The sequence below is a fragment of the Ruegeria sp. BJ5 genome, assembly GCF_056537865.1.
The window spans coordinates 1-17,937 of record NZ_JBQFSH010000003.1 but is presented as its reverse complement, the minus strand read 5'-3'; the positions used below and the strand labels follow the sequence as shown (position 1 = coordinate 17,937).

The window sequence follows — 17,937 nt, the reverse complement described above, 5'->3', positions numbered from 1 at the left end:
CGGGCGGTCATGCTGCCCGGGGTTTTCTTTTGCTCTCAGATAGCAGGTTCGACTGTGACCTGATTGGGTATTTCGCGTACGCGTGCCTTGTCGGCCTCCAGCCTGAGGTCGCGCTCGGCAACGGTCAATGCCTGGTTCGCAGCCGCGCGGGCGGCGGTTGTCATTGCTCCGTCTTGAGTCTGCGTCAGTCGGGTCAGCGCGCTGAGAATGGCCTCGTGGACTTCGACTTTGTCACCGGCATCCCGGGAAATGGCCGCATAAGCGTCACGCAGGAACGTGTCGATCGCGATCTCGGGGGCATGGATTCTCGGGAATTGCGGGTCGGCGGGCTGGGTGGGCCGCGAGCCAATTGGCAGAAGAACCCGCAGCAACCTCTCGACCATCTGAATTGCCGTCATTGGGTCGTTGATACCCGGCGAGAGCGCGCGCTGCGCGATTTCGGACAAGGTTTGAATGCCAAAGCGGGGGTCTTGATTGAAGCTGCGCTCGGTTCCGATCACGAAGGCTTCCCGGATGGTTTCACCATCCATTTTCCGGGTCGCTCTGGCCAGGGGTTGGCCTTCGGTCACGAATTGCCCCGGCAGCGCCATGATCCAGATCTCGCAGTCATTCTCTTCGGCGCAGGAATTCAGCATACCGACATCCACGTGGCGCACATTCCCTGTCGAACTGGCCCGCACGTCGTGACCGGTTTGCGGAACATCCGCGGCGGCTTGATACGGAATGGCTCCGAGGCTCGGCAGTTCCATGGCTCGGGCCATGGTGTCCCTGGCGTTCTTTTCTATCTTGCGCGCCGTCTCGGAGATGCTGCCATAGCTGGGCAATTGGTCGATCCAGAGCAAGAGCGCCAGTGTAACCAAAAAGATCACCACCAAGGTGAACGCAAGCGCAACGGCGATGGACTGCTGGGTGTAGACCCCGGTTTCGACAAGGATCAGGGATACGAGCGCGAAGATGAATGCGCCGAGAAACGTGGCCAGCACGTTTTGCGAGACACTGTCTTCTTCGATCACCTGCTGGGCGCGCGGGGAGGACTGGTTCGAGGCCCATCGCTGTGCTGCGACCATGATCGAAAGCGAAAAGGTCGTGACCGCCAGCATGGACGACGCCAGAATGCCGAGGATCTTTGCCACGGCCTCGGTGCTCAGCCGTTGTGTGAGAAAGTCGGGGACGAAGCCGCCGAGGTAGGTGCCAATCCCTGCGCTGACCACGGCGAGAGCGGCGATCAGGCTGGTGCGAACCCACAATTGGCGAGAAATCTGACGAAACAGGAATTGCGGCTTGGAAATGGATTTCAATTTGATCATCCGTTGATCCTGTTCGGGTTTGCGGTCATTGTCTACCGGCTTGGGGTGCGGGCCAATTTACCCCTTGGAAACCCCGGCCATCTGCCCTAAAGAGGGTTGCGGAGTAAAGCGTGCGATTCGTCGTGCGCTTTATTTCGTTTCGTCCAAGACGGTGGGTGGGTCCTTCCGGCCCCTTAATTCCCTGCCTGAGACGGGTAAGACCAAAGAATTTCGAGGGTCCAGACCCTCGGGCGCATTTTGGCCAATCCCGTAACAACGGACCTGAACGCCGGGGCGCAGCCCTCGGCAAATATGAGCCGGGGTGAAGCATCGCCCCTAACTTGGAGAGAACTGTGGATAGAGCCCAGAAAGAGAAAGTGGTCGAGGAACTCGGCCAAATCTTCGAAAGCTCTGGCGTCGTAGTGGTTGCTCACTACGCCGGTCTGACAGTTGCCGAGATGCAGGACCTTCGCGCACGTGCTCGTGACGCGGGCGGCTCCGTGCGTGTTGCCAAGAACAGGCTCGCCAAAATCGCCCTCGACGGTAAGCCATGTGCGAGCATTGCTGACCTGCTGACGGGTATGACTGTTCTGACCTATTCCGAGGACCCCGTGGCAGCAGCCAAGGTGGCCGAGGACTTCGCCAAGGAGAACCAGAAGTTCGAGATCCTTGGCGGTGCAATGGGCGAGAACGCTCTGGACCGGGCTGGTGTCACAGCCGTGTCGAAAATGCCGTCGCGTGAAGAGCTTATTGCTTCGATCGTGGGCTGCATCGGCGCGCCTGCTTCGAACATCGCCGGTGCAATTGGCGCACCTGCAAGCAACATCGCAAGCATCCTTTCCACCATCGAAGAGAAGGCGGAAGCTGCGTAAGCGGTTGGCACTGAATGATCTGCGTGGGGCACATGCCCTGACGTTGGAACACACACTGTAAACGGAAAGAGCTGATACAATGGCTGATCTGAAGAAACTGGCAGAAGAGATCGTTGGTCTGACCCTGCTGGAAGCACAAGAACTGAAAACCATCCTCAAGGACGAGTACGGCATCGAGCCCGCAGCTGGCGGCGCCGTCATGGTCGCAGGCGCAGCTGGCGATGCCGGCGGTGCAGCTGAGGAAGAGAAAACCGAATTCGACGTCGTTCTGAAGAACGCCGGCGCTTCGAAAATCAACGTCATCAAAGAAGTTCGCGGCATCACCGGCCTGGGCCTGAAAGAAGCCAAGGAACTGGTCGAAGCCGGCGGCAAGATCAAAGAAGGCGTGGACAAGGCAGAAGCCGAAGAGATCAAGGGCAAGCTGGAAGCAGCTGGCGCCGAGGTCGAGCTGGCCTAAGCCTGTCTTTCGGTGCATCGCGGATGCGCCGTGGAATTTGGCTGGGCCCGGAGAAATCCGGGTCCAGCCGAACCTGTCTTAGAAAGGGCCTCATATGCTGGGGCGTTTTCTAAGACGCGGTTCGCGGATCGGGAGGCTACCATTCGGGACGGTGGCCACGAATTGATCCGGACGTGTCGTCTCGTATGTGCAAGGCGCCGGGGCCCGACGGTGTTTTTGCCCGCTGAGAACATCGAAAGGTGACATCTGACATGGCTCAATCGTTCCTTGGCCAGAAACGTCTTCGGAAATACTACGGCAAAATCCGCGAAGTCCTGGAAATGCCGAACCTCATTGAGGTCCAGAAATCCTCCTATGATCTATTCCTGCGCTCTGGCGATGCCGACCAGCCGACCGACGGCGAAGGTATCAACGGCGTGTTCCAATCGGTCTTTCCGATCAAGGATTTCAACGAAACTTCCGTACTGGAATTCGTGAAATACGAGCTGGAAAAGCCGAAATACGACGTTGAAGAGTGCATGCAGCGCGACATGACCTACAGCGCGCCGCTGAAGGTCACCCTGCGCCTGATCGTGTTTGATGTCGACGAAGACACCGGGGCCAAATCGGTCAAGGACATCAAGGAACAGGACGTGTTCATGGGCGACATGCCCCTGATGACGCCGAACGGCACCTTCATCGTGAACGGCACCGAGCGTGTGATCGTGTCCCAGATGCACCGGTCGCCCGGCGTGTTCTTCGACCACGACAAGGGCAAGACCCACTCCTCGGGCAAGCTGCTGTTTGCCTGCCGCATTATCCCGTACCGCGGCAGCTGGTTGGACTTCGAGTTCGACGCCAAGGACATCGTCTATGCCCGGATCGACCGTCGCCGCAAACTGCCGGTGACCACGCTGCTCTATGCCCTGGGCCTGGACCAGGAAGCGATCATGGACGCGTATTACGACACCGTGTCCTACAAGCTGAACAAGAAGAAGGGCTGGGTCACCCCGTTCTTCCCCGAACGTGTGCGCGGCACCCGTCCCACCTATGACCTGATCGACGCAAAAAGCGGTGAAGTGATTGCCGAAGCCGGCAAGAAAGTCACTCCGCGTGCGGTCAAGCAGCTGATTGACGAGGGCAAGGTCACCGACCTTCTGGTGCCGTTCGACCACATCGTGGGCAAGTTCGTCGCCAAGGACATCATCAACGAAGAAACCGGTGCGATCTATGTCGAAGCCGGTGATGAGCTGACGCTGGAATATGACAAGGATGGCGAGCTGATCGGCGGCACCGTGAAGGAGCTGATCGATGCCGGCATCACCGATATTCCGGTTCTGGACATCGACAACATCAACGTCGGTCCGTACATCCGCAACACCATGGCGCAGGACAAGAACATGGGCCGCGAAAGCGCGCTGATGGACATCTACCGCGTCATGCGCCCGGGCGAGCCGCCCACCGTCGAGGCTGCGTCGGCCCTGTTTGACACACTGTTCTTCGACAGCGAACGCTATGACCTGTCTGCTGTTGGTCGTGTAAAGATGAACATGCGCCTGGCTCTGGATGCGCCGGACACGCTGCGCACCTTGCGACGCGAAGACATCGTGGCCTGCATCAAAGCGCTGGTCGAACTGCGTGATGGCAAAGGTGACATCGACGATATCGACCACCTGGGCAACCGTCGTGTGCGCTCGGTCGGCGAACTGATGGAAAACCAGTACCGCGTCGGCCTGCTGCGCATGGAACGCGCCATCAAAGAGCGTATGTCGTCGGTCGAGATCGACACCGTCATGCCGCAGGACCTGATCAACGCGAAACCGGCGGCGGCCGCCGTGCGTGAATTCTTCGGCAGCTCGCAGCTGTCGCAGTTCATGGACCAGACCAACCCGCTGTCGGAAGTCACCCACAAACGCCGCCTGTCGGCGCTTGGCCCGGGTGGTCTGACGCGCGAGCGTGCGGGCTTTGAGGTGCGCGACGTGCACCCGACCCACTATGGCCGGATGTGCCCGATTGAAACGCCGGAAGGTCCGAACATCGGTCTGATCAACTCGCTGGCCACCTTTGCCCGCGTGAACAAGTACGGTTTCATCGAAACCCCCTATCGCGTCGTGAAAGACGGGCAGGTGACCGACGAGGTCCACTACATGTCCGCGACCGAGGAAATGCGTCACACCGTGGCGCAGGCCAACGCGACGCTGGATACGGATGGCAAGTTCATCAACGATCTGGTCTCGACCCGTCAGGCCGGTGACTACACGCTTGCCCCGCGCGAGAATGTTGACCTGATCGACGTGTCGCCGAAGCAGCTGGTCTCGGTTGCGGCCTCGCTGATCCCGTTCCTTGAAAATGACGACGCCAACCGCGCTCTGATGGGCTCGAACATGCAACGTCAGGCGGTTCCGCTGCTGCGGGCCGAGGCACCGCTGGTCGGTACCGGGATCGAGGAAAAGGTTGCGATTGACTCTGGTGCTGCGATCCAGGCGAAACGTGCCGGTATCATCGACCAGGTCGATGCCCAGCGCATCGTTATCCGCGCCACTGAAGATCTGGAACTGGGCGACGCTGGTGTGGACATCTACCGTCTGCGCAAATTCCAGCGGTCGAACCAGAACACCTGCATCAACCAGCGTCCGCTGATCAAGGTGGGTGACACCGTCCAGAAGGGCGAGGTCATTGCCGATGGTCCGTCGACCGATATGGGTGAACTGGCTCTGGGCAAGAACGTGGTCGTCGCGTTCATGCCGTGGAACGGTTACAACTACGAAGACTCGATCCTGATCTCGGAACGTATCGCGCGTGACGACGTATTCACCTCGGTCCATATCGAGGAATTCGAAGTCGCCGCCCGTGATACAAAGCTGGGTCCGGAAGAGATCACCCGCGACATTCCGAACGTCGGTGAAGAAGCGCTGCGCAACCTCGACGAGGCGGGCATCGTTTACATCGGCGCGGATGTTGAGCCGGGCGATATTCTGGTCGGCAAGATCACTCCGAAGGGCGAAAGCCCGATGACCCCGGAAGAAAAACTGCTGCGCGCCATCTTTGGTGAAAAAGCATCTGACGTGCGCGACACTTCGCTGCGCGTGAAGCCGGGCGATTACGGTACGGTCGTCGAAGTCCGCGTCTTCAACCGTCACGGCGTCGAGAAAGACGAGCGTGCGCTGCAGATCGAGCGTGAGGAAGTCGAACGTCTGGCCCGTGACCGGGACGACGAGCTGGCAATCCTGGACCGCAACATCTATGCGCGTCTCAAGTCGATGATCCTGGGTAAAACCGCCGTCAAGGGGCCGAAAGGCGTCAAGGCGGGCTCGGAGATCACCGAAGAGCTGCTCGAGTCGCTGACCCGCGGTCAGTGGTGGCAGCTGGCGCTGGAAGACGAGAAGGACGCTCAGATCGTCGAGGCGCTGAACGAGCAGTACGAGGTGCAGAAGCGCGCCCTGGATGCCCGTTTCGAGGACAAGGTCGAAAAGGTCCGCCGTGGCGACGACCTGCCGCCGGGCGTGATGAAGATGGTCAAGGTCTTCATCGCCGTGAAGCGCAAGCTGCAGCCGGGCGACAAGATGGCCGGCCGTCACGGGAACAAGGGTGTGATCTCGAAGGTTGTGCCGATGGAGGACATGCCGTTCCTGGCCGATGGTACTCCGGTCGACTTCTGTCTGAACCCGCTGGGCGTGCCGTCGCGTATGAACGTCGGTCAGATCCTTGAGACCCACATGGGTTGGGCCGCGCGCGGTCTGGGTCTGAAGATCGACGAGGCGCTGCAGGAATACCGCCGCTCGGGCGACCTGACGCCGGTCCGTGATGCGATGAAACACGCCTATGGCGAGGATGTCTACGAAGAGGGCATCAGCGGTATGGACGAGGATCAGCTGATCGAAGCGGCCAGCAACGTGACCCGCGGTGTTCCAATCGCAACCCCGGTCTTTGACGGCGCCAAAGAGGCCGACGTCAACGACGCGCTGATCCGCGCCGGTTTCTCGGAAAGCGGTCAGTCGATCCTGTTCGACGGTCGCACCGGCGAGCAGTTCGCGCGTCCGGTGACCGTGGGCATCAAGTACCTGCTGAAACTGCACCACCTGGTGGACGACAAGATCCACGCGCGTTCGACCGGGCCGTACAGCCTGGTGACCCAGCAGCCGCTGGGTGGTAAGGCGCAGTTCGGTGGTCAGCGCTTTGGTGAGATGGAGGTCTGGGCGCTGGAAGCTTACGGCGCCGCCTACACCCTGCAGGAGATGCTCACCGTGAAATCGGATGACGTCGCCGGCCGGACCAAGGTCTATGAGTCGATCGTCAAGGGCGAGGATAACTTCGAGGCGGGCGTACCGGAATCGTTCAACGTTCTGGTTAAAGAAGTCCGTGGCCTCGGCCTGAATATGGAACTCCTGGATGCGGAGGTTGAGGAGTAAGGGCGCTGCCCTTTCTCCCGTCCCCCCTTCCGCAAGATTTGAGGTAACAAATGAACCAGGAAATCACCAACAACCCGTTCAACCCGCTGACGCCCCCGAAGGTTTTCGACGAGATCAAGGTCTCTCTGGCGTCGCCCGAGCGGATCCTGTCTTGGTCCTATGGCGAGATCAAGAAACCCGAAACCATCAACTACCGGACGTTCAAGCCCGAGCGTGACGGTCTGTTCTGCGCGCGTATCTTTGGCCCGATCAAAGATTACGAATGTCTGTGCGGCAAATATAAGCGGATGAAGTATCGCGGCGTTGTCTGCGAGAAATGCGGTGTGGAAGTCACCCTGCAGAAAGTCCGCCGCGAGCGTATGGGCCACATCGAACTGGCCGCGCCCGTCGCTCACATCTGGTTCCTGAAATCGCTGCCGTCCCGCATCGGTCTGATGCTGGACATGACGCTGCGCGATCTGGAACGCGTTCTGTACTTTGAAAACTATGTCGTCATCGAGCCCGGTCTGACAGACTTGACCTACGGCCAGATGCTGACCGAAGAAGAGTACATGGATGCGCAGGATGCTTATGGCATGGACGCGTTCACCGCGAACATCGGTGCTGAAGCCATCCGTGAGATGCTGGCCCAGATCGATCTGGAAGCCGAAGCCGAGCAGCTGCGTGCTGATCTGGCCGAAGCGACCGGCGAACTGAAGCCCAAGAAGATCATCAAGCGTCTGAAGGTTGTTGAATCCTTCCTCGAGTCGGGCAACCGGCCCGAGTGGATGGTGATGACCGTGATCCCGGTGATTCCGCCGGAACTGCGTCCGCTGGTTCCACTGGATGGTGGCCGTTTTGCAACGTCGGATCTGAACGATCTGTATCGCCGCGTCATCAACCGGAACAACCGTCTGAAGCGTCTGATCGAACTGCGCGCGCCTGACATCATCGTCCGCAACGAAAAGCGGATGTTGCAGGAATCCGTGGACGCTCTGTTCGACAACGGCCGTCGCGGCCGCGTGATCACCGGCGCCAACAAGCGTCCGCTGAAATCGCTGTCGGACATGCTGAAAGGCAAGCAGGGCCGCTTCCGTCAGAACCTTTTGGGTAAGCGCGTCGACTTCTCGGGCCGTTCGGTCATCGTGACCGGTCCGGAACTCAAGCTGCACCAGTGTGGTCTGCCCAAGAAAATGGCGCTGGAACTGTTCAAGCCGTTCATCTACTCGCGCCTTGAAGCCAAGGGTCTGTCTTCGACCGTGAAACAGGCGAAGAAGCTGGTCGAGAAGGAGCGTCCCGAAGTGTGGGATATCCTCGACGAGGTGATCCGCGAACACCCAGTCATGCTAAACCGTGCGCCGACGCTGCACCGTCTTGGCATTCAGGCGTTCGAGCCGGTTCTGATCGAAGGTAAAGCCATCCAGCTGCACCCGCTGGTCTGTTCGGCCTTCAACGCCGACTTCGACGGGGATCAGATGGCCGTGCACGTTCCGCTGAGCCTTGAGGCGCAGCTGGAAGCGCGTGTTCTGATGATGTCGACGAACAACGTTCTGTCGCCTGCAAACGGCGCGCCGATCATTGTTCCGTCGCAGGATATGATCCTGGGTCTCTACTACGTGACCCTGGAACGCGAAGGCATGCCGGGTGAAGGCAAGGTCTTTGGTTCGATCGACGAAGTCCAGCACGCGTTGGACGCGGGCGAGGTGCACCTGCACTCGAAAATCACCGCGCGGATCACCCAGATCGACGAAGAAGGCAACGAGGTTCAGAAGCGTTTTGAAACTACGCCGGGCCGTGTTCGCTTGGGGGCTCTGCTGCCCAAGAACAACAAGGCGCCGTTCGATCTGGTCAACCGCCTGCTGCGGAAGAAAGAAGTGCAGCAGGTGATCGACACCGTCTACCGCTACTGCGGTCAGAAAGAGTCGGTGATCTTCTGCGACCAGATCATGTCGATGGGCTTCAAGGAAGCGTTCAAGGCCGGTATCTCGTTCGGCAAGGACGACATGGTGATCCCCGAAGACAAGTGGGGCATCGTGGACGAAACCCGCGAACAGGTGAAAGACTTCGAACAGCAGTACATGGACGGCCTGATCACTCAGGGCGAAAAGTACAACAAGGTTGTCGATGCCTGGTCGAAGTGTAACGACCGCGTAACCGAAGCCATGATGCGCACCATCTCGGCCGTGGCCAAGGATGAGGGCGGCGCCGACAAAGAGCCGAACTCGGTCTACATGATGGCGCACTCCGGTGCGCGTGGCTCGGTAACCCAGATGAAGCAGCTGGGCGGTATGCGCGGCCTGATGGCCAAGCCGAACGGCGACATCATCGAGACGCCGATCATCTCGAACTTCAAGGAAGGTCTGACCGTTCTTGAATACTTCAACTCGACCCACGGTGCCCGTAAGGGTCTGTCGGATACCGCTCTGAAGACGGCGAACTCGGGCTACCTGACCCGTCGTCTTGTTGACGTGGCGCAGGATTGCATCGTGCGCGAGGTCGACTGTGGAACCGACCGTGCGATCACGGCCGAGGCTGCGGTCAATGACGGTGAAGTCGTCGCGTCGCTGGCAGAACGCGTTCTGGGCCGTGTGGCCGCAGATGACGTTCTGCGTCCGGGTACCGACGAGGTCATCGTCGCCGCCGGACAGCTGATCGACGAACGCATGGCCGATACGATCGACGAGGCCGGTGTTGCCTCGATGCGCATCCGCTCGCCTCTGACTTGTGAGTCCGAGGAAGGCGTCTGTGCAACCTGCTACGGTCGTGACCTTGCACGCGGGACCATGGTGAACACCGGTGAGGCTGTCGGCATCATCGCCGCGCAGTCGATCGGTGAACCGGGTACGCAGCTGACGATGCGGACCTTCCACATCGGTGGTGTTGCGCAAGGTGGTCAGCAGTCGTTCCAGGAAGCGAACCAGGACGGTGTCGTTGCCTTTGAGAACCCGCAGATCCTGGTCAATGCCGCCGGCGAAAGCCTGGTCATGGGCCGGAACATGAAGCTGGTGATCAACGACGAACACGGCGAAGAGCGCGCCAGCTTCAAGCTGGGCTACGGCTCGAAGCTGTTCGTCAAGGAAGGCACCAAGGTCAAGCGCGGCGACAAGCTGTTCGAGTGGGACCCCTACACCCTGCCGATCATCGCCGAGAAAGCCGGTACCGCAAAATACGTCGACCTGGTTTCGGGCATTGCTGTCCGCGACGAGACCGACGATGCAACCGGCATGACCCAGAAGATCGTGATCGACTGGCGCGCCGCCCCCAAAGGCAGCGATCTGAAGCCCGAGATCATTCTTGTGGATGACAATGGCGAGCCGGTCCGAAACGATGCGGGCAACCCGGTTCACTATCCGATGTCTGTGGACGCGATCCTGTCGGTCGAAGACGGTCAGAAGATCGAGGCCGGTGACGTTGTTGCGCGTATTCCGCGTGAAGGCGCCAAGACCAAGGACATCACCGGTGGTCTGCCGCGTGTGGCCGAACTGTTCGAAGCGCGTCGTCCGAAAGATCACGCAATCATCGCGGAAGCCGATGGTTACGTGCGCTTTGGCCGCGATTACAAGAACAAGCGCCGCATCAGCATCGAGCCGGTCGACGAGTCGCTGGAGACGATCGAGTACATGGTGCCCAAGGGCAAGCACATCCCGGTGCAGGAAGGCGACTTCGTGCAGAAGGGTGACTACATCATGGACGGTAACCCGGCTCCGCACGACATCCTGTCCATCATGGGTGTCGAAGCGCTGGCGGATTACATGATCGACGAGGTGCAGGACGTCTATCGTCTGCAGGGCGTGAAGATCAACGACAAGCACATCGAAGTCATCGTACGCCAGATGCTGCAGAAGTGGGAGATCCTGGACTCGGGCGACACCACCCTGCTGAAGGGCGAGCATGTCGACAAACAGGAGTTCGATGCTGCCAACGAGAAGACCATCGCCCGCGGTGGTCGTCCGGCCCAGGGCGAGCCGATCCTTCTGGGGATCACCAAGGCTTCGCTGCAAACGCGTTCGTTCATCTCGGCGGCATCGTTCCAGGAAACCACCCGCGTGCTGACCGAAGCTTCGGTTCAGGGCAAGAAGGACAAGCTGGTTGGCCTGAAAGAGAACGTCATCGTCGGCCGTCTGATCCCGGCCGGTACCGGTGGTGCGACACAGCGAGTCCGCCAGATCGCGCAGCAGCGTGACAATGTCGTCATCGAGGCACGTCGCGAAGAGGCCGAGGCCGCAGCCGCGCTGGCCGCTCCGATGATGGATGATGACATGGTCGGCGACGAGCTGGACTCGCTGGTGGAAACTCCGGAAAGCCGCGAATAATATCGGCGACGAGAAACTCAGAAAGGCCCTGCGGTTCCGCAGGGCCTTTTTTGTTTTGGCCGGTACCGGAAGCGGTCAGGGGTCCATCCAAACACTGTGATTTCAAACGGAACTGCCGCATACTCAAAAATCGGAATGTGGTAATGGAGTTGCTCCCGTAACCGCTGTTTGGAATTCAACACGGGTCTTGCACGGATGCTCATAGTCCTCGGATTGTATTTTGGCGTGATTTGGCTGGTCTTTTCCAAGTTCAGCCTGCTGCCTTGGAATGGCTTCTGGAAGACCGTGTCATACGGTGGGGCCGCCGTCGTCGCGTTGGTTGTCATCGGCGCACTCAACCACACGGCGCCTACGGGGCCTGTGTCGGTTCTGGGTGTTCAGACAAGCATTGTGCCTAATGTCTCCGGAACGGTCGTCGAAGTTGCCGTTGAGCCGAACCAGAAGGTCAACGAAGGCGATCTCTTGTTCAGAATCGATCCCGAGTTCTACGTGCTCGAGGTAGCGCGGCTGGAGGCATCTCTGGAAGCCGCCCGGTCGGTAGCGGACCAATTGACCACGGATCTGGCGGCTGCCGAAGCCGATATCGCTTCATTGACCGCGCAACTTGTTTTTGGGCAGCAGCGGCGGGATGACATCGTTCAACTGGAAGAGCGTGGCGCATCCACCACCTTCAAACTGCAGGAAGCGGTCGCGACGATCGAACAACTCACCGCAAGCATTCGTGCAGCAGAAGCCCGAAAAGCAGGGCTGGAGCGCCGGATCGCGGCTCAGATCGACGGTGAGGATGTGGCGGTCGTGGAGGCCGAACAGGCGCTTGCGCAGGCCGAATGGAACCTAAAGCAGACGGAAGTCTTTGCGCCGGGCGACGGGATCGTCAGTGCGGTCACGCTGCGCCCGGGCAATCGCGCGACAACCTTCCAGGGCGCATTGACCTTCATAGATCCGACGAACCACGCGTTGGTGGCCTCGCTGCCCCAATCCAGCCGATCCAATGTCGGCCTTGGCGATGAAATCCGTGTGGCGCTGCGAACCCAGCCGGGATCCGAGATCACGGGAACTATTTCAGGGTTTCCGCCGGCCCTGTCTGAGGGCGCACTGGATCTCCGCTCCGGTTTGCCCTCGATGCGCGAACTTGTCGGGATCACCAGCTTTCCGGTCCTCATCGAACTTCCTGGCGATGTACCTCTGGAAACACTTCAATTCGGCGCGTCGGGCACCGCGCTTGTGATGACCGACAAGGCCGGGCCGATTTCGCCACTTGCAGAGATACTGTTCTGGGTCACGCAGAAGCTGAACTACCTGTAGGCGGCAACGCAGAAACCCACCCCATGGCAGTGATCAGGTACAACTGCGATCGGACCAAACAAAATCGAATTGGCCGTATCACAAGTTGACAATCTGCTCAGGTGAGATGCCAATGCCGGGACCAGATTGAAACCGGGCCATGGCAATGACACCGAACGTCAAAGGCGCCCTGCTGATGATGGGCAGCATGGCCGCATTCACTGTGAACGATACGCTGGTCAAGGCGGCCGGTCAGGAGGTGCCACTGTTCCAGCTGGTGGCTCTGCGTGGGTTGTTGGCGACGATCCTGGTTTTTGCGTTGGCGCGGCATCTGGGGGCATTGCATCTGCAGTTCGGGCGGCACGACCGCTGGTTGGTGGCTTTTCGCTGCGTGGCGGAATTGTCGGCGACGTTCTTCTTCCTCACGGCGTTGATGCACATGCCACTGGCCAATGTGACCGCGGTTCTGCAGGCCCTGCCGCTGACCGTAACCCTGGGTGCGGCGCTGTTCTTTTCGGAACAGATCGGGTGGCGGCGGATCATGGCCATTGCATTGGGGTTTGCGGGCATGCTGCTGATCGTGCGACCGGGTCCGGACGGATTCAGCATCTATGCCATGTATGCCCTGATTGCCGTCATCTGCGTGACGGCTCGGGATTTGATCACCCGCCGAATGTCGCCCGAGGTACCGTCGATGGTCGTTACTTTGGCAACCTCATTGACGATTACCACCGGTGCGGCAATTGCCTCGGTTTTTCAGGGTTGGGTGCCGATGACGGCCGGGTCGGGGATGTTGATTGCCTCGGCAGCGGTTTTCGTCCTGCTCGGGTATCTCTTCAGCGTAATGGTGATGCGCGTTGGCGAGGTTAGCTTTGTCGCACCGTTCCGATACTCGAGCCTGATCTGGGCCTTGGGTCTGGGCTGGGCGGTTTTCGGGGATTGGCCCGACCGGATCACCATGCTGGGCGCTGCACTGGTGGTCAGCGCGGGGCTGTTCACCCTCTTTCGTGAGCGGGCGCTTCAGGCGTCCGAATAGACGCGTCGGACCACCGTCTGATCAATTGCAAACCGGGTTTCGAACTGCTTTGCCAGAGCGGGGGTCAACGGTTCCAGCTTGGCCTTGCTTGTGCGGGTGTTGGGTGAATCGTTGAACCCGTTGAGACTGCGCACCCACATCGGCGGTTCGTTCTGGCTGATGACTGGCATGAAGTTGCCGATCTTGTGGTGGGCAAAGTTCATGATCGTCAATTCACACCCGCCGCGCACATACATCCCAAAACCAACACCCAGCAGCGACCGGTGAACCGGCGTGGCCTGGATTCCGCTGGCGTCGAACCGGGCAAGGAAGCCGTGATTGAAATCGATGGCAACCATCTTGTTGCGCCGTACCAGCCCTTCGGCGTCCTGAACCGCGCGGCGCAGTAATTCGACGAAATCCACCGCAACCGCATCGTCGTCATCGTGGCGGAATTGCAGGCATGGCAGGTCAGGGTTCAAGCGTGCCCGATTCAGGACGTCCTTCATGACAGAGCGATGCCGGCCGGGTTCCTGCGAGACGATTTGCACTTGTTTCATGCCCGAAGTCAGGTCGTTCAGACGATCACGGGCGACCCGAGGCAGGCAGGTCCCCGTCACGATCACAAACTGAAACCGCGGATCGGTTTGGGCGCGCAGGGCGGGCAGGGCGCAGGTCTCGAACAGGCGGAACCGCTCGTCCAGACGCCGGGGGTCGTACAAGTGGCGCCGGCGCGCTTCGACCGACTCGTGCATGGTCTGGAACCCGCCGATGGCCGGGTAGGAGAAACGGCACAGACCAATGACTTGCATCTTCACTTCCGGTAGGAATACACCAGTGCGGACTATGCCCCGAGGGATGTGACACCGCAACCGATGTCGCTTCCGCCGCGACGCACGGCTGCGAGGCGGGCGGCCATCTGCCGGGGCTGTTGACAGTCGGGCCGACTCCCCCTATACGCCCGTCATCTCGGTACCGGGGGCCGCCCCAAAACCGATTTCAGTATTGAACTGGTCAAGGCCCGGACAATTTTGCAGTTCGCGCCCTCTGATAACCAACCGCGACGTTCACCTCGGAATGGGAACGCTCGCGGGTTTTGCGCTTGTGGACGCATTGGCGCAGCGAAGTTAGCCGCACGCAACGCGCGTGCATGTCATGTGTGTTGCAAAACGGGGAAGAAACCGGAATGCCAACTATTCAACAGCTTATCCGCAAACCGCGGCAGCCCAAAGTAAAACGCTCGAAGTCCATGCACCTGGAGCAGTGCCCGCAGAAGCGCGGCGTCTGCACACGCGTGTACACCACCACGCCGAAGAAGCCGAACTCGGCTATGCGTAAGGTTGCCAAGGTGCGCCTGACCAACGGTTACGAAGTCATTTCGTACATCCCGGGTGAAAGCCACAACCTGCAAGAACACTCGGTTGTTCTGATCCGTGGCGGCCGTGTGAAAGACCTTCCGGGTGTCCGCTACCACATCCTGCGTGGTGTTCTGGATACCCAGGGCGTCAAAGACCGTAAGCAACGTCGTTCGAAGTACGGCGCGAAGCGTCCCAAGTAAGAAGGAGAGGCTGATATGTCACGTCGTCACGCCGCCGAAAAACGCGAAGTCCTGCCTGACGCCAAATTTGGCGACAAGGTCCTGACCAAATTCATGAACAACCTGATGATCGACGGCAAGAAGTCGGTCGCAGAGCGTATCGTCTACAACGCCTTTGATCGCGTTGAGAGCAAGATCAAGCGCGCTCCTGTCGAGGTGTTCCACGAAGCACTCGACAACATCAAGCCGTCGGTCGAGGTTCGCTCGCGCCGGGTTGGTGGTGCAACCTACCAGGTTCCGGTCGAAGTGCGCCCCGAGCGCCGCGAAGCTCTGGCCATCCGCTGGCTGATCACCGCCGCGCGCGGCCGCAACGAAAACACCATGGAAGAACGCCTCGCCGGCGAACTGCTGGACGCCGTACAGTCCCGCGGTACTGCCGTTAAGAAGCGCGAAGACACCCACAAGATGGCCGAGGCGAACAAAGCCTTCAGCCACTATCGTTGGTAATCCCAGAGGCTTATCCAAATGGCACGCGAATATCCGCTCGAACTATACCGTAACTTCGGTATCATGGCGCACATCGATGCAGGCAAGACCACCTGCTCGGAGCGTATCCTGTATTACACCGGCAAATCCCACAACATCGGTGAGGTGCACGATGGTGCAGCCACCATGGACTGGATGGAGCAGGAGCAGGAACGCGGCATCACCATCACTTCGGCTGCGACCACCACCTTCTGGGAGCGCACCGAGGACGGTCAGACCGCCGATACCCCCAAGCACCGCCTGAACATCATCGACACCCCCGGCCACGTTGACTTCACCATCGAAGTCGAGCGTTCGCTGGCGGTTCTCGACGGTGCCGTCTGCGTTCTGGACGCAAACGCCGGTGTCGAACCCCAGACCGAAACCGTGTGGCGTCAGGCTGACCGCTACAAGGTTCCGCGCATGGTCTTCGTCAACAAGATGGACAAGATCGGCGCGGACTTCTTCAACTGCGTTCGCATGATCGAAGACCGCACCGGCGCGCGCGCCGTTCCCGTCGGTATCCCGATCGGTGCAGAGAACGAACTTGAAGGCCTGATCGACCTGGTCACCATGGAAGAATGGCTGTGGCAGGGCGAAGACCTTGGCGCAAGCTGGGTCAAGGCTCCGATCCGCGACAGCCTGAAGGACATGGCTGAAGAATGGCGCGGCAAGATGATCGAAGCGGCCGTCGAAGAAGACGACGACGCGATGATGGAATACCTGGAAGGCAACGAGCCCGACATTCCGACCCTGCGCAAACTGCTGCGCAAGGGTACCCTGGCGCTGCACTTCGTGCCGGTTCTGGGTGGTTCGGCGTTCAAGAACAAAGGTGTTCAGCCGCTGCTCAACGCCGTGATCGACTATCTGCCCAGCCCGCTGGACGTTGTCGACTACATGGGCTTCAAACCCGGTGACGAGGAAGAAGTCCGTAACATCGCGCGTCGCGCTGACGATGACATGGCCTTCTCGGGCCTGGCGTTCAAAATCATGAATGACCCCTTCGTTGGCTCGCTGACCTTCACCCGGATCTACTCGGGCGTTCTGAACAAGGGCGACTCGATCCTGAACTCGACCAAAGGCAAGAAAGAGCGCATCGGTCGTATGATGATGATGCACTCGAACAACCGGGAAGAGATCGAAGAAGCGTTCGCAGGCGACATCATCGCTCTGGCGGGTCTGAAAGACACCACCACCGGTGACACCCTGTGCGATCCGAAGGATCCCGTGGTTCTGGAAACCATGACCTTCCCCGATCCGGTGATCGAGATCGCGGTCGAGCCCAAAACCAAGGGCGACCAGGAAAAGATGTCTCAGGGTCTGGCCCGTCTGGCCGCCGAAGACCCGTCCTTCCGCGTGGAAACCGACCTGGAATCGGGTCAGACCATCATGAAGGGCATGGGCGAACTTCACCTGGACATCCTGGTTGACCGTCTGAAGCGCGAGTTCAAGGTCGAAGCCAACATCGGTGCGCCGCAGGTGGCCTATCGTGAGACCATCTCGATGCCGATCGAACACACCTACACCCACAAGAAACAGTCGGGTGGTTCGGGTCAGTTCGCTGAGGTCAAGCTCGAGATCACTCCGACCGAACCGGGCGAAGGTTATTCGTTCGAAAGCCGCATCGTTGGTGGTGCCGTTCCGAAGGAATACATCCCCGGTGTCGAAAAAGGCATCCAGTCCGTCATGGACAGCGGCCCGCTGGCCGGCTTCCCCGTGATCGACTTCAAGGTTGCCCTGCTGGACGGTAAATTCCACGACGTCGACTCGAGCGTTCTGGCGTTCGAAATCGCGTCGCGGATGTGCATGCGCGAAGGTCTGAAAAAGGCCGGCGCGAAACTGCTGGAGCCGATCATGAAGGTCGAAGTGATCACCCCGGAAGAGTACACCGGCGGTATCATCGGCGACCTGACTTCGCGTCGGGGCCAGGTGTCTGGACAAGAGCCGCGCGGCAACGCGATTGCGATCGACGCATTCGTGCCGCTGGCCAACATGTTCGGCTACATCAACACTCTGCGTTCGATGTCGTCGGGCCGCGCCCAGTTCACCATGCAGTTCGACCACTATGATCCGGTTCCGCAGAACATCGCGGAAGAGATCCAGGCAAAATACGCATAACCGAAAAATAGAGGGAGCCTGCTGCCCGGGCTCCCTTCATTTCCGAAAAAGGAGGCCATCATGGCAAAGGAAAAGTTTGAGCGTACAAAACCGCACGTCAACATTGGCACGATTGGCCACGTTGACCACGGCAAGACGACGCTGACCGCAGCAATCACCAAGT

The 17,937-nt window shown here is 59.7% G+C and carries 12 protein-coding genes; 10 read left to right on the top strand and 2 right to left on the bottom strand.

From position 1 onward, the window contains the following. Positions 1 to 35 precede the first annotated feature (35 nt). The gene (locus ACR0NY_RS10730; RefSeq protein WP_170369231.1) at positions 36 to 1,307 is read right to left on the bottom strand and encodes a DUF2254 domain-containing protein; all 1,272 of its coding nucleotides are present in this window, start codon (positions 1,305 to 1,307) and stop codon (positions 36 to 38) included. Positions 1,308 to 1,639: 332 nt separating this feature from the next. Here ACR0NY_RS10730 and rplJ point away from each other — a divergent pair, with 332 nt between their 5' ends. From rplJ to ACR0NY_RS10700, 6 genes are all read left to right on the top strand, one after another. Then, positions 1,640 to 2,158, top strand: coding sequence for a 50S ribosomal protein L10 (gene rplJ / locus ACR0NY_RS10725; protein ID WP_093964423.1), 519 nt, complete (start codon positions 1,640 to 1,642; stop codon positions 2,156 to 2,158). A 79-nt stretch (positions 2,159 to 2,237) separates the two neighbouring features. After that, positions 2,238 to 2,615 (top strand): 50S ribosomal protein L7/L12, encoded by a 378-nt coding sequence (gene rplL / locus ACR0NY_RS10720; protein ID WP_093964343.1) that lies wholly within the window; start codon positions 2,238 to 2,240, stop codon positions 2,613 to 2,615. A 251-nt stretch (positions 2,616 to 2,866) separates the two neighbouring features. After that, positions 2,867 to 7,003, top strand: a complete 4,137-nt coding sequence (rpoB, locus tag ACR0NY_RS10715) for a DNA-directed RNA polymerase subunit beta (protein WP_093964344.1) — start codon at positions 2,867 to 2,869, stop codon at positions 7,001 to 7,003. Positions 7,004 to 7,053: 50 nt separating this feature from the next. Continuing rightward, the gene (rpoC, locus tag ACR0NY_RS10710) at positions 7,054 to 11,295 is read left to right on the top strand and encodes a DNA-directed RNA polymerase subunit beta' (protein ID WP_170369233.1); all 4,242 of its coding nucleotides are present in this window, start codon (positions 7,054 to 7,056) and stop codon (positions 11,293 to 11,295) included. Positions 11,296 to 11,490: 195 nt separating this feature from the next. Further along, positions 11,491 to 12,600: an HlyD family secretion protein gene (locus ACR0NY_RS10705; protein WP_170369235.1), complete on the top strand. Its 1,110-nt coding sequence runs from the start codon at positions 11,491 to 11,493 to the stop codon at positions 12,598 to 12,600. Between the two features lie 145 nt (positions 12,601 to 12,745). After that, positions 12,746 to 13,615 (top strand): DMT family transporter, encoded by an 870-nt coding sequence (locus tag ACR0NY_RS10700; RefSeq protein ID WP_170369264.1) that lies wholly within the window; start codon positions 12,746 to 12,748, stop codon positions 13,613 to 13,615. Here the strand turns inward: ACR0NY_RS10700 and ACR0NY_RS10695 are convergent. Beyond that, the gene (locus ACR0NY_RS10695) at positions 13,600 to 14,406 is read right to left on the bottom strand and encodes a putative rhamnosyl transferase (RefSeq protein ID WP_170369237.1); all 807 of its coding nucleotides are present in this window, start codon (positions 14,404 to 14,406) and stop codon (positions 13,600 to 13,602) included. The genes ACR0NY_RS10700 and ACR0NY_RS10695 overlap by 16 nt on opposite strands. Positions 14,407 to 14,780: 374 nt before the next feature. Between ACR0NY_RS10695 and rpsL the strand changes: the two genes are divergently transcribed. The 4 genes from rpsL to ACR0NY_RS10675 form a co-directional block, all read left to right on the top strand. Further along, positions 14,781 to 15,152: a 30S ribosomal protein S12 gene (gene rpsL, locus ACR0NY_RS10690; RefSeq protein ID WP_005980675.1), complete on the top strand. Its 372-nt coding sequence runs from the start codon at positions 14,781 to 14,783 to the stop codon at positions 15,150 to 15,152. Between the two features lie 15 nt (positions 15,153 to 15,167). After that, the gene (gene rpsG, locus ACR0NY_RS10685; RefSeq protein ID WP_093964348.1) at positions 15,168 to 15,638 is read left to right on the top strand and encodes a 30S ribosomal protein S7; all 471 of its coding nucleotides are present in this window, start codon (positions 15,168 to 15,170) and stop codon (positions 15,636 to 15,638) included. A gap of 18 nt (positions 15,639 to 15,656) precedes the next feature. Continuing rightward, the gene (gene fusA, locus ACR0NY_RS10680) at positions 15,657 to 17,774 is read left to right on the top strand and encodes an elongation factor G (RefSeq protein ID WP_093964349.1); all 2,118 of its coding nucleotides are present in this window, start codon (positions 15,657 to 15,659) and stop codon (positions 17,772 to 17,774) included. 60 nt (positions 17,775 to 17,834) lie between these two features. Further along, on the top strand, positions 17,835 to 17,937 hold a 103-nt coding region (locus ACR0NY_RS10675), incomplete at its 3' end, for a GTP-binding protein (protein ID WP_377181647.1).